The 11,991-nt window shown below is 23.5% G+C and carries 9 protein-coding genes; 1 reads left to right on the top strand and 8 read right to left on the bottom strand.

All coding sequences use genetic code 11. From position 1 onward, the window contains the following. Positions 1-51 precede the first annotated feature (51 nt). The 3 genes from BGI41_RS03525 to BGI41_RS03535 all read right to left on the bottom strand — a co-directional run bounded on the left by BGI41_RS03525 (position 52) and on the right by BGI41_RS03535 (position 5,776). Positions 52-2,643: a U32 family peptidase gene (locus BGI41_RS03525; RefSeq protein WP_088538857.1), complete on the bottom strand. Its 2,592-nt coding sequence runs from the start codon at positions 2,641-2,643 to the stop codon at positions 52-54. Positions 2,644-2,844: 201 nt separating this feature from the next. After that, entirely contained in the window at positions 2,845-3,096 is a 252-nt protein-coding gene (locus tag BGI41_RS03530) for a hypothetical protein (protein WP_088538858.1), read from the bottom strand. Between the two features lie 79 nt (positions 3,097-3,175). Next, on the bottom strand, positions 3,176-5,776 hold the full coding sequence (locus BGI41_RS03535; RefSeq protein ID WP_088538859.1) for a U32 family peptidase: 2,601 nt from the start codon (positions 5,774-5,776) through the stop codon (positions 3,176-3,178). A gap of 149 nt (positions 5,777-5,925) precedes the next feature. Here BGI41_RS03535 and tmk point away from each other — a divergent pair, with 149 nt between their 5' ends. After that, entirely contained in the window at positions 5,926-6,498 is a 573-nt protein-coding gene (gene tmk, locus BGI41_RS03540) for a dTMP kinase (protein ID WP_088538860.1), read from the top strand. A 38-nt stretch (positions 6,499-6,536) separates the two neighbouring features. Here the strand turns inward: tmk and BGI41_RS03545 are convergent, their stop codons facing one another. The 5 genes from BGI41_RS03545 to mcm all read right to left on the bottom strand — a co-directional run bounded on the left by BGI41_RS03545 (position 6,537) and on the right by mcm (position 11,754). Then, positions 6,537-6,764: a hypothetical protein gene (locus BGI41_RS03545; RefSeq protein WP_088538861.1), complete on the bottom strand. Its 228-nt coding sequence runs from the start codon at positions 6,762-6,764 to the stop codon at positions 6,537-6,539. A 133-nt stretch (positions 6,765-6,897) separates the two neighbouring features. Next, positions 6,898-7,860: a tyrosine--tRNA ligase gene (locus BGI41_RS03550; RefSeq protein WP_088538862.1), complete on the bottom strand. Its 963-nt coding sequence runs from the start codon at positions 7,858-7,860 to the stop codon at positions 6,898-6,900. Between the two features lie 48 nt (positions 7,861-7,908). After that, positions 7,909-8,952, bottom strand: coding sequence for a 60S ribosomal export protein NMD3 (locus BGI41_RS03555; RefSeq protein ID WP_088538863.1), 1,044 nt, complete (start codon positions 8,950-8,952; stop codon positions 7,909-7,911). Positions 8,953-9,076: 124 nt separating this feature from the next. Continuing rightward, positions 9,077-9,484: a translation initiation factor IF-2 subunit beta gene (locus tag BGI41_RS03560; RefSeq protein WP_042708122.1), complete on the bottom strand. Its 408-nt coding sequence runs from the start codon at positions 9,482-9,484 to the stop codon at positions 9,077-9,079. A 266-nt stretch (positions 9,485-9,750) separates the two neighbouring features. Continuing rightward, on the bottom strand, positions 9,751-11,754 hold the full coding sequence (gene mcm / locus BGI41_RS03565) for a minichromosome maintenance protein MCM (RefSeq protein WP_088538864.1): 2,004 nt from the start codon (positions 11,752-11,754) through the stop codon (positions 9,751-9,753). Positions 11,755-11,991: the final 237 nt, after the last annotated feature.

An 11,991-nucleotide genomic window follows, 5' to 3' on the forward strand; every position in this document is an offset into this window, starting at 1 on the left:
ATTATAATCTATAAAAAAAGGAATTTAATAAGAAATTAAATAATAAAATTTTTATAATAATTTATTATCATAATTTAAGTTAGTTGTTTCAAACCAATAATTTTTTAAATTATTATCTAATTTCTTAAGTTTTTCATTGTCTATCTTATTTTTTATACTTTCATTAAATAATTCAATAATTTCATTAATATTATCTTTATTTTCCCATCTTAAATCAATTGAATAGTTCTTAATTCCAAAATCTTTTAATTCATTTATTTTACTAATTAAAGATAACTTTTTATTGAATAATATTAATAATTCTTGGCTTATAGTTCCTTTTACAGGATAATATTCATTTTTAATGTTTTTTATAGAAATATTTAAATCAGTATCTTTAGTTATTTTAAAGTTTAACTTTTTCTTAATATTTTTAATATCTTTTTTACGAAGTATTGGTTTTCTTGTAATCATTGTTTCAAGAGTTCCACCAATAATCATTTCTAATTTATCTTCAGAATTTTCACAAAGTTCTTTAATATCTTTTTTACTAAGTTCTGGAGATATTGTAAGTAATTTAAAGTTATTAAGATTTTTAACACTTTGACTATTATAAATATTTAAATATTGTGAACCATATGTTTTAATTTCATGATTTTTTAATATTTCATCTAAACCTAAAAGGCTTGTCATAATATCTAAATTAACACCTAATTTTGAAAGAATTCCATAAGTTTTAAAAATACCATTTAAAGTTTCTTTTGTAGCTATTTCTGGTAATTTCCATATTAAGTTATAATCTTGATTTTCACTAATTAAATAAGCTTCTTTTAAGAAGTTAACACAATAATTTATATTAAATTTTTCTTTATAATTATTAAATAAAAGATTCATATTCTTTTTTGGAATTTCAATATATACTCTATCTACTTTCTGAGTATTATTTAATTTTTTAAGTTGTTCTAAGCTATTTAAATAAACTGAAAGATTATATTCATTGTTTATTAATTTTTTATTGTATCTTTCTTTGTAATATTTATCTTTAAATTCTTTAGAGTTAATTTTTATTTTTTCAATATCTTTTGGTAAGTATGAATTTTCTATTTCATTAACTAATTTATTATAAAAATCTCTTCTAAGTTTATTAAGATTACTTATTGGTGTAAATAAGTCTTCTAAGTAGTTAATATTAACATTTGCAATATAAAATGGTAAGTGATTTATTTTTCTAAGATTTTTTTCAATGTCTTTAGAACTTATTGGTTTATTTTTTGCTTCTTCCCATTTATCTTCTGCTTTATATGTATACTTAATTACTTTACCATTTCCTAGTTTTAATCTTAATTTTATTATAGGATAATTATTTTTATTAATTTTAAAGTCAAGATTTAAAATAGATTTTTTATAACTTTTATTTTTACCATTTATTGCTTGTTTAGTTTCATGAGCTATTTTATTTCTTTTAGTTATGTATACTTTAGAGTCACTATCAATTTTAATATCAATATTTTTATTTTCTCTTATAGTTTTTAGAATTAAAATATCTTTATCTATTTCAGAATCTACGGATAATTCAAATCCATAACTTGCTCTTGAATTATTTTCAAGTGATTTACCTTCAATTAATATTATATCTCCTTTATCTGGAATTATATTACTTGATAAATTTACTTTGATTATATTTTTATCATTAAAGTCTTTAACATTTCCAATATATAATCCATTATTTGATGGTTTTTTATAATTTATAATTTTATTTGGATTATCCAATAAATGGCCTTTTGTAAATTGACGATTAAATACAAGGCTTAATTCTTCATTATCGTTTCTTCTTTTATTATGTTTGAGTTTGTTTAATGCTTGTCTATAAGCATGAACTACAGTAGAAACATAATCTTCATTTCTCATTCTACCTTCGATTTTTAATGAATCAACAAATGCGATTTTTTTTAATTCATTATATAATGAAAGATCTTTAGGGGATAAAGGATAATTTTTACTTGATTCAATTAAGAAATTTTCATCTAAATTTTCACCATTTTCACATGTAAGTGTATATTTTTGTCTGCATGGTTGTGCACAAGTTCCTCTATTACCACTTCTTCCTCCAATATATGATGATAAAAGGCAATGTCCAGAATATGAATAACATAATGCACCATGAATAAATATTTCGGTTTCTATATTATTTTTATGTGCATATTCTGTAATTTCTTTAACTTCATCAATTTTTAATTCACGTGGTAAAACTATTCTTTTAATACCTTGTGATTTAGCCCAATCAACACCTTCAATATTATGTATATTTAATTGTGTTGATGCATGGATTCTTAAATTAGGAATAATTTCATGAATTATTTTAATAAGTCCAATGTCTTGAACTAAAACAGCATCTACTCCTATTTGGTATAAATCTATTAAATAATTAATTACTTGCTTAATTTCTGATTCTTTTATTAATATGTTAACAGTAACATAAACTTTCATATTATATAAATGTGCAAATTTAACTGCTTCTTTAATTTCTTCAATATTGAAATTTTCAGCATATTTTCTTGCACCAAATTCTTTTCCACTTAAATATATAGAACTTGCACCATTATATGCTGCAAGTTTTAAATGATTCATATTTCCAACAGGAGCAAGTAGTTCAGGTATTTTCATTTTTATCCTCTAAAATATTATATAATTTATTTTTATATTTTTTTAATATTATAGTTTAATAATTTTTTAATTATTTAGTATAAAATAAGTATTTTTATTAAATTATTAAATTTATTAAAAAATTAAAAATCAGTAAAAAATAGATTAAAATTAAAAAAAAATAATTTTAAATTTAAATTTTATTTATGAAAATTTTTTCATTTATTCAGGTAATTTAAAAGCGAATCTGTATTCTTGGTTTACTATTTTAAAACCAATAAATTCTCCGTTTAAAATATCTGCTATTTTTGTTAAATCTTCTGTAGTTATTGCTTTACCAATGTTTATAGAAGAAAATATGTTAATTACATGATCATCTGTAATGAGGTAATTTAAAATATAATCTTTTTCTTTATGGTATGGTTTAACAATATTTAAGATTTTTTCTTCGGTTTCTTTATCTAAGTCTACCATTTCATTCACCTCTTATTCATATTATAACTTAAGAATTATTTATATTTATTGAAATGAAATTTTTAATAAATATTTTAATTTAATAATTTTTATCTTCTAATCTTCTACCATCAATAAAGTTACCATTATCTAATGGGGATTGAGATATTGAAGATATTGTTTCTTTAAGAGTTTCTCCTTCGGATTCTTTATTAATCGCTTGTATATAAAGGGATATTATTTTTGATACATATTTTTCACTTGAGAATCTACAATCCAGTGCAATTGTGTCAAGTCCAATATTTTTAATTGTATCTATTTCATCAATTAAACATAAACAATTTTGATTAAAGAAATGACTAAAATTATTATAATCAAATCTAATTTTAATTTTAAGTTTCCTTTTTTTATCTTCTAAAGTTACATAATCTTTATTGTTTTTTAATTTAAGTTTTTTATCTCCATTTAATTTTGTAAAATTATCTTTACTTGTCATTAACTCAAGATTTCCATGTACAAGTAATTTTAATGGGATATCTTTTTTATTTCTTAAAGTTAATTCTTTAATTTCATCTTTTGATAATTCATTTGATAATGTAAGACCATTAAATCCACTTTCACATAATGTTTCTACACTATAACTATTCCAAATATTTAAATTATGATGACCATAAACTGGACAATCAAATATATTACTTATTCCTGGTGAATCAGTCATAACTGAAATGTTTATTCCTTTTCTTTTAAGGCTATTTACTACATCATTTGATTTAGCAATATCTTTTTCTGATATAAATGAAGATAAAACCCATACAAGTTCTACACCATTAGCTATTTCATATGCTTTACTAAGTTCTTTATTGATATTATTAAAGTAATCCTTTGAATTTTTGTAATTAAATGAAGGATCATAATATACTCTTAATATAGGATGTTTACAAACTTCTCTTAATAAATCAAGATTATCTACATAAACACTTAATCCAATATATTTATCATAATTTGTATCAAAGTTAGATTCTGTAGCTGCAATGAATTTTCCACGTTCTTTATAATCTTTACCATATTTTTTAATTGATTTTTTAATAGTTTTAACTTCTTTTTCATCAGGAATATAATAATCAAGCATTAATTCTGTTGCTTTATTTAATATTTCTCTTCTAATTTCATTAAGTTTACTCATAGGAATAAATAAATCATCTTTAATTTCTTCAATATTGATTTTTTTAATATAAAATGGAGTATTTCCTGTTTTTGACATTTGTTTTATGATTTTTTCACTTGTTATTGGTTTTTTAATTGCTTTTTCAAATTTTTCAGTGGAAGTATAATTGAAGTTAACTATATCATTTTGAACTTTAAATTCTGCATTTGCTTCTAATAAATTATCCTCATTAATTTTTAAATCTAAAGATATTGGATAACTTGGATTTACTTGTTCTTTAGTATATTTTTTAAGTTTATCATGGGCTTCTTTAGAATAACTTAAATAAACTTCACTTCCAACACGAATATCGCGTGTAGTATTAAGTTGTATTTCATTATTTGTCTGTTTTATAATATTATCAATGTAAATTCCTTTAATCTTATTATGGTATTTAAATCCAATTCCATCACCATTTTGGAGTTTAATTGGGTGTTGTTTTTTACTTGTATCAATGGTAATTAATTCACCCTCAATATCAGTTATTACTCCAACATAAATTCCTTGGTGATATGAACTTTCTCTTCCCATAACATCTCCTGGTGCATCATCTAAAATGTATCCATTTGTATAATATCTATTAAATGCTAAATCAAGATCATACTTTAATTCTTCAATAATTTCATTTTCAGATTTTCCATTAATTATTATTGGAGCATTATTTCCTTCTTTTTCCATTTTTTCTCTTTTTTCTAGGATATCAAGCATTGTTCTATAAGAATGTACAATTGTTCCTACATAATCTGCATTTTTAAGACGTCCTTCAATTTTTAAGGAGCAAACACCTGCATCTGAAATACTTTTAAGATCATTGTAAGTAGCAAGATCATGTGTTGAAATTAAACAACCACTACTTATTGTATGGTTATTATATCTTAATCTATAATTATTACGGCAAGGTTGGGAACATGCACCTCTATTTGCACTTCTTCCATTATTAAAAGATGATATATAACATTTACCACTTAAACAATAACATAATGATCCATGACCAAATACTTCAAGATCCATTGGTATATTATCTTCTTTTAATCTTTTTGAAATTCTTGAAATTTCTTTTACACTCATTTCACGAGGTAAAATTACACGTGACATTCCTTGTTTTGATGCCCATTTTATACTTTCATAATCTCTAAGTGTCATTTGTGTTGAAGAATGAATTTCAAGTTTTGGAATAAATTTATGTGCTAAATTAACTACTCCTAAATCTTGAATAATTACTGCATCAACACCAATACGATATAAGTAATGTAAATATTTTAATACAGAAATTATTTCAAAATTATTTATAAGGGTATTTACTGTAACATGTACAGTTGCACCATTTAAATGAGCATATTCAACAGCTTTTTCAAGTTCTTCTGAAGTAAAATTATGTGCAAAAGCTCTTGCACCATAACGATGTCCAGATAAATAAACTGCATTTGCTCCTGTATTTATAGCTACTATAAATACTTCAAATGATCCTGCAGGTGCTAATAATTCTTTAAGTTTCATAATGTTTCTCCATTGATAATATAATAAATATTAGAAAATATATAAAATATATAATAATAATTAGATATTTATTTTAATTTATTTTAAATTATGTATAATTTAAGATTTTATTAAAATTTTTATCTTATTTTAAAAAAATTGTGGTTAATATGTATATTGTTTTTGAAGGAATTGATGGTTCAGGTAAATCTACTCAATCTAAACTATTAAAAGATTATTTAGTTTCTAAAGGTTATGATGTTGAACTTATTGTAGAACCAACTGATAGTGATATTGGTAAATTAATAAGAAAATTATTACAAAATCCTAATGCAAGAAGTGATTATATGCAAAAAACTTTTGGATTGCTTTTTGCTGCTGATAGGATGATTTTAATGAATAAAATTCAAGATTTAGAAAGTGAAAATAAAATTATAATAAGTGATAGATCTTTTTATTCAAGTTTAGTTTATCAAGAACCTTATAATTGGATTAAAGAAATTAATAAATTTGCTAAAAAACCTGATTTAGTACTTTTATTAGATATGGATTTAAAAACAGCAGTTATGAGAAGTCAAGGAACTGATGAATTTGAAAATGAAGAATTTTTATCTTCTGTTAAAGAAAAATATTTAAAACTTGCAAGAAATTCATCAAATTTTAAAATAATTAATGGTAATAATAATTTAGATGAAGTTTCATCTAATATAAAAAAAGTTGTTGATGCTGTTTTTAATATTTAAAATTAATAATTTATATTAAATTAAATATAAATTTTAATTTATTTCTTGTTATGTTTTTTGTTATATACATCTCTAGGATTTTCTAATTCTTTAAGTCTTTTTTCTATTGATTCTTTAAAGAATTCTTGAACTTTTTCTAATTCTTCCATAGATCCAATAAATTTTGGTCCATATTCTGTATGTTTTAATTCAACATCAAATTTTTCATATGCTTCAGAAAGCATTTCTTCCCCTATACCATTTGGAATTCTCATTTCATAATCCATTTAATCATCTTCTTTAATCTTTTTTATAAAATCAATTAAAATTAATTAGAATTTACTAATTAATTTTAGATTTTTATTTAATAATCTAAGATATTTTATAGATTATTTTTAATTTTAAAAATTAAATTGTTATTTAATTTTTTTCCATATATTCTCTTACAGGTCTTAAAAATTCAATCATATAATTACTGATTCCGTTTTTTAAGTCCATTGGATGTAAGTTACCTTCACTGTATATTTTAATAAGTTCATCTTTTGTAAGTTCAAGATTTCCACCAAATTTTTCTGGTCTTTCAATTAATAATTTTTCTTGATATGGATAAACAAAGTGTTCTGAAATTTCAATCATTGGATTATCTTCAATTTCTCCTTTAGGGCAGTAACTTTTATTTATTTTATCTTTAATGTCTTTTTCAGTATCATCTACTGCAATGAAATTTCCTTTACTTGAAGACATTTTAGCATCTCCATCAAGACCATGTAATAATGGGGTGTGAATACATACAGGTGCTTCATATCCAAGTTTTGGTAATTCTTCTCTTGCTAACATTTGTATTTTTCTTTGTTCAAGACCACCTAATGCAATATCTGTATTTAAGGATACCATATCTGCAGTTTGCATTAATGGATAAATTGTACTTGCTACTTTAGGATTATCATCATCTCTACTTACCATATCCATACTTCTTCTAGCTCTTTTTAAAGTTGTTAAAGTAGCTAATTGATATACAATTTCAGTATATTCTTCTTTTGTTTCAAATTCAGAACCTAATATAAATTCAGTATCTTCAGATAAGCCTAATGCTTGGAAACATTTTTTATTATATTCTGCAGTTTTTGAAATTTCTTCAATACTTCCTTTTCCATTTAAGTATGCATGGAAATCTGCAAGTAATATTTTTATTTTAAAACCTAAAGATTGTAATTGTTTTAATTTCATTATAGTAATTGCATGTCCTAAGTGAATTTTTCCAGAAGGTTCATATCCAGTATAAGCAATTGGATTTTCTTTGTTTAATTTTTCTTTTAATTCATTTTCATCAATTATTTCAACTGTTCCTTCTTTAATTAAATTTATTTTTTCTTCTGTATTCATATAATCACGGTTTTTATTGTTTTACTAATTTTAATTTTTAATATTATTTTATATTAATGGATAAAATTCATTATTAACTTTTATAATGTTTATTTCATCTCCAATATTGATATTTTTATATTTATCTTTCATTTCAATATTATACTCTAAATATGTTTCTGGATTTAATATTTGGAGTGTTGAAGAAAATTTTGAAATAACCATTGTTTTTTGGAAGTCTTCTTTTTTTTCAATGAGTTCTACTTCTTCATAATGTGCCCATGATACTGAAAAATGTTTATCAGTTTTTAAATCACAAAATAAAGATTTATCTGCATTAATATCTATTACTTGTCCTATGTTATTTTGATATTTTATAATATCTCCTAATTGGAATTTTGGAATCCTAATTGAAATCCAAACTCTATATAATTTTTTACCTGTAGATTTATCTTCAGATATTAATCTTGGAGATTCTTTTATGATTCCTCCAAAATGATCTCTAAGTCTATTGATTACTTTTTTTCCTGACTTATAAGAACCTATATAATAATCAGTTCCTTCTTTAAGTTTTGCTTTTTCTTGAAGAACTGCTAATTTATCTTTTTTATATTGTTTATTTAAAACACTATTAACAATATTATCTGCATCTTCTTTTTCTTTAGGATTAAGTTCTCTATCATCAGCTCTTAATTGTATTACTACTTCATAATATCCTGAAGCTATTTTAGAACAATTTGGGCATGTTGAATTTTTTATTTGAACTTCTGTATTATAATGTTCTATAAGTTCTCTTCCTTTAAATTCACCTATTGCATCAATAGTACATTCTGCAATAGTTCCTCTCATTTGTCTTATTTCAAGATCTATTATTTCATTTTCAATCTTGTCATCTAAGTGTATATTATCTTCTAATGTTCGATAAATAACTTCTTCTTCAGGAATATTTTCATCAATCCAATTTCCTTTATAATATTTTGCATTACAATGTTTACATACTGTAATATTAATATGTTGAGGAATTTCTAAAAATTGATAATTTTTTAAAAAACAGTCAATACAAATGTCGCCAATCATTTCTTTATCAGAACTTCCACATTCTGGACAAAACATAACTACACTTCATATCTTTAATTAGTAAAAATTTAAAAATTCATATATAAATTTTTATAAATAGTTTATTTTAAGTTATATGAATTTTTAATTGTTTAAATTTATTATTAAAAAAATAAAAATTTTATAATGGTTTAACAGGAGCTCTTGCACCACAAGCTAAACATTTAAGTAAGAAGATTCTGTCTTCTCTTATGATTTTAGTATCTGGCCTATTACATTCAGGACAAATAACATATTTATCAACATAATCTTCAATTCTATCATTAATTACATAATGAGTAAATTTACCTTGTAAAATTGCTCTTCCACCTTCAAGGTTTCCTGCAGTACCTAATTCTCTGAGTAAAAATTTTAATAAATGTTGTGGATCTCTGTTTAATCTTTCTGCAACATCTTTAAAGTTTTTAATAAAAGTCCTATTTCCTTGAATATCAGAGTATGCTCTAGGTATTTTAAACCTTTTTGTTTCAAATACTTCTGGAGGTAATTGGTCAATTGCTCTGTTTAATAAATCTTCATAGTCACTCATACTGTCACTCCTTAATAATTTATTGTAAAAATATTATAATGATATTATAAATTATACTAAATATAATTATGTTTTTAATCATTTATTAATGTAATTGAATATATAATATTTAAAAATATTATTTTTGATATTAAGTTTTATAAAAATAGTCTTTAATTTATTATAATAATTTTTCACTGATTATAAAATTTAAATAGTTTTATAATTAATAAATGGTTTTTTACTAATTATAATGTTTAAAATAGTTGTATAAATTTTAAAATAATTTATTCAACTAATTTAAAGTATCCATTACTTGGTTGGAATATAATACCTTTTTGACTAAGGGATTTAATAATTCTTTTTGATTTATCTTCATCCATACTATATTTATCTGTTAAATTAGAAAGTAAAACATTTTCTGGTGCTTGATCACCATATTCTTCTTGTAAGTTTCTAATTTCTTCTATAACTTTTTGTATTTTATCCCTATCTGATTGAGGTGTTCTTCCTTCAACTTTATCAATATCAATTTCACCAGTTTCTGGATCTAAACCGACTTCTTTAAGACAAGAAAGTTGTAATTTTACTGCTTCATGTGCATCATCTGCATCTACTGTTTCTTTAAGTTTAATTTTAGCACATGCTTCTGAAAGCCTAATTGTAGCTTCAAGTTGTCTTGCTGTAATTGGTACAGGACCTTGTTCTTCAGATGAACTATTCCTAGTAGATACATAAAACTCTTTTAATACTTTCATTGCTTCATCACTAAGTCTTGGATGGCAATTTTTACGAGCATATGCAATATACTTTCTTAATAATTCTGGTTCAATTTCGTAATTTATATCTTTTGCTTGGTGAGTTTTTAAAATATGTTGTGCAAGTTCTGTATCATTTTTCACATCTGGTTTATCTTCAATTACAAAGATTAAATCAAAACGAGAAAGAATTGGTGAAGGTAAATCAATTTGCTCTGCTAGTGCTTTATACCTATCAAATCTTCCAAATTTTGGGTTTGCTGCTGCAAGTACTGAACATCTTGAATTTAAAGTAGCCATAATTCCTGCTTTTGCAATACTTACAGTTTGTTGTTCTAAAGCTTCGTGAAGTGCAGATCTATCTTCAGGTCTCATTTTATCTAACTCATCAACACAAACATTTCCTTGATCCCCAAGTACTAATGCACCTGCTTCAAGAGACCATCCTCCAAGTTCATCCCTAACTGCTGCTGCAGTTAAACCTGCTCCAGTAGTACCTTTACCACTTGTATAAATACTTCTTGGTGCAAGTCTTGATACATATTTTAATATTTGAGATTTACCAATACCTGGATCTCCAACAATTAGGATATGTATATCTCCTCTTAAACGAGTATTATCTTCAAATAATTTAGCTGTTCCACCAAATAATTGAAATGCAATAGCTTTTTTTACATCACGATAACCTTTAATTGAAGGTGCTGTGGATTTAATAATTTTTTCTTCAATATTTGGATCTTTAGAAAGAGCTATAATCTCGTCTTCTTCTTCTTCACTAATTTTTAATTCTTCAAATTCTTGTTCTAAAGGTTCTATTTGATTTACATAAATATAATTTCTAAATTGTCCAGTACGGTCTTCTCTAAATGTTTTTAAAGTTCCTGTAATTCTGACTTTATCTCCAGGATTTAATTCATCAACAAGATCATCTTCAAGAATCATTAACATTTGTTTAGGTTCTGTTCCTCCAGAAAGGTTTTCTAATGGTTCTTGCATACGTGCTGTTTGTGTATCAATATAATGAGATTCCTCTTGTAATAGTCTAAATGAACGTCCACCACAATTAGGACACATAGAAGGTTCTATAATATGATTAGATGATGTTTGTTCTACTTCATATTTTTTCATACAACCTCTACATTCAAATACACCTGTTTCAATTCTTGGTCTAATCTCATCTGTTTTTCTTACAATACCATCTGCAGCTATAAAACTTCCAATATATTTACTTAATAAAATTTTAAGAGGTATAACATTTGTAAGACTGGCTATTCTAACATTTAACTCAGCATTTTGATTTAAAGGATCAATATTTTTAATTGCTTTTTGGGCAGAATTTAAAATTTCTTCTGGTGATTCAATTAAATGATCTGCTAAATCAGGATCAAACATTTCTAAATCTGTATAATCAATTGTTACAGATCTTTCTTCAGGATATGCTTCTAGAGCATTAAATATTTCATCCTTATATTGTGTTGAGAAAAATTCCTCAAATTTTGTAATTGTTGTATTTATTTTTTCATTTGAATTCATTATATTACCATTGATTTTTTAAATATAAAAAATTAGTTAATTATCGAATTTTCTATTTGTTTTATATAATTTAATATTCGTGTTTTACCATATTTTTTATAAAATTTTTATAATTTTGTTTAATTATTTTAGTATTAATTATAATTTTATATATTAAATTAATTTATTTTTGAATAATTTAATTATATATTTTTATCTATTTCTGTCTGTTATACCCATCTGACGCTGCCGACGTTC

The sequence above is a fragment of the Methanobrevibacter sp. 87.7 genome (genome assembly GCF_002208625.1).
Classification (GTDB): Archaea; Methanobacteriota; Methanobacteria; order Methanobacteriales; family Methanobacteriaceae; genus Methanarmilla.

Excerpts from the sequence above, each read along its gene's own strand:
- BGI41_RS03525 (WP_088538857.1), bottom strand. The coding sequence starts at position 2,643 with ATGAAAATACCTGAACTACTTGCTCCTGTTGGAAATATGAATCATTTA.
- BGI41_RS03530 (WP_088538858.1), bottom strand. The coding sequence starts at position 3,096 with ATGGTAGACTTAGATAAAGAAACCGAAGAAAAAATCTTAAATATTGTT.
- BGI41_RS03535 (WP_088538859.1), bottom strand. The coding sequence starts at position 5,776 with ATGAAACTTAAAGAATTATTAGCACCTGCAGGATCATTTGAAGTATTT.
- tmk (WP_088538860.1), top strand. The coding sequence starts at position 5,926 with ATGTATATTGTTTTTGAAGGAATTGATGGTTCAGGTAAATCTACTCAA.
- BGI41_RS03545 (WP_088538861.1), bottom strand. The coding sequence starts at position 6,764 with ATGGATTATGAAATGAGAATTCCAAATGGTATAGGGGAAGAAATGCTT.
- BGI41_RS03550 (WP_088538862.1), bottom strand. The coding sequence starts at position 7,860 with ATGAATACAGAAGAAAAAATAAATTTAATTAAAGAAGGAACAGTTGAA.
- BGI41_RS03555 (WP_088538863.1), bottom strand. The coding sequence starts at position 8,952 with ATGTTTTGTCCAGAATGTGGAAGTTCTGATAAAGAAATGATTGGCGAC.
- BGI41_RS03560 (WP_042708122.1), bottom strand. The coding sequence starts at position 9,484 with ATGAGTGACTATGAAGATTTATTAAACAGAGCAATTGACCAATTACCT.
- mcm (WP_088538864.1), bottom strand. The coding sequence starts at position 11,754 with ATGAATTCAAATGAAAAAATAAATACAACAATTACAAAATTTGAGGAA.